Source organism: Sporolactobacillus shoreicorticis, from assembly GCF_024125445.1.
GTDB lineage: Bacteria > Bacillota > Bacilli > Bacillales > Sporolactobacillaceae > Sporolactobacillus > Sporolactobacillus shoreicorticis.
Genome location: NZ_JAMXWM010000085.1, coordinates 1 through 1,187, shown reverse-complemented (window position 1 = coordinate 1,187; position 1,187 = coordinate 1). Strand labels below are relative to the sequence as shown.

2 protein-coding genes are annotated in these 1,187 nt (G+C 46.1%); both read right to left on the bottom strand.

The window, feature by feature from the left end:
• Positions 1–141 precede the first annotated feature (141 nt).
• Positions 142–411 carry a hypothetical protein gene (locus tag NIE88_RS22060; RefSeq protein WP_253065707.1) on the bottom strand — a complete coding sequence of 90 codons (270 nt, stop codon included), beginning with the start codon at positions 409–411 and terminating at the stop codon, positions 142–144.
• Positions 395–1,187: phage portal protein (locus tag NIE88_RS22055; protein WP_253065706.1), on the bottom strand; the 793-nt coding region annotated here is incomplete at its 5' end. The genes NIE88_RS22055 and NIE88_RS22060, both read right to left, overlap by 17 nt.

Below are 1,187 nucleotides of genomic sequence, written 5' to 3'. Positions count from 1 at the left end.
TATAACTATAACCTGTTTCAAACACATCCACATCCTCATGTTTTTTGCCGACAATGATAATGGATTCGTAATCGTCAACTTTCCCCATAAACTCCTGAAGCACGTCACGGGGCGTTCGGTGAATGAATTTGACCTTGTCCATCATTCCACCTTCTCGTATGTCTTATGGAAAATATCCGGCTTACAAGGATAAAACTCACCGTTTATACCTCGGATAATGTAATCACCGTCATCTGCCGTCATTTCTCCTTCAAGCGTCTTGATAACCAATTTCCCTTTCTTTTTACCGAGGGACTTTGCCCGCATCTCATCTAATCCGCCGAATTGCTCCATCAAGTCGTAGATGAGCATTTCATTTGGCTTCCATTGCACAGCTTCAATCACTACCGGTTTCTTACGGTACTTCACCATCTTCTCCGCCTCCTGTATTAAAATCACCATCCGGATAATTCGTCTCCGGATCCTCAGCCTTTATGCGCTCAAGTTCTTGCTTTGGATTATCGACAATACTCAGAACGCTCAGCTGCGTTTCCTTCGAGATAATGCCCTGCAGGCTCTTTGCTACATCCGCTTCATCCACGAGATTCCGCGGAATGTTACGGGTAAATGTATAATTCAAGTTTCGCCATTCGTCCTTTTTGCTAACTTCGATGAACAGCGGAACATTAAACAGCATTTTAAAACGCCGGTTCATGCCCGACGTGAATTTCCGTTCTTTCATGGCCGCCAGATTCTTCATCGGCTGCAGTTTAAACTCAAGGGCTACGCCCGACGCATTGCCGAAACTCTCATCGTTAATGTTGGCCACCATGCTCATCTGATAGATCAACCGCTCAATCCGATCCAGCAGATGCTCCTGATTCGCGTCACCGTTTGGTTTTTCCATAAATTCGACGATGATTTTGGATATGTCGACATCCTGGCCAGAAATATTGATGATCCGGTTGTCCCGGATTTCCTTCAGCGTTTCCTCGTCCAGCTCGGCGCCCAAGATTTTCATGTACGCGTCCGCAAAATAGTCAACGTCATTGGCTTTCTCGGAAACCGCTTTGTCGTATGCATTAATCAACGACTCTACAGATTCGAACACGCTCTGCCGCTCTTCGTTTTCAATGTACTCGATTACTGGCACGTCTCCGTAATAGTGCGGCTGACTGTCCGAGAACGTCAATTCAGCATCACCCTTG

Bases quoted from the DNA above. Each gene is read 5' to 3' on its own strand.
- NIE88_RS22060 (WP_253065707.1), bottom strand. From the start codon at position 411: ATGGTGAAGTACCGTAAGAAACCGGTAGTGATTGAAGCTGTGCAATGG.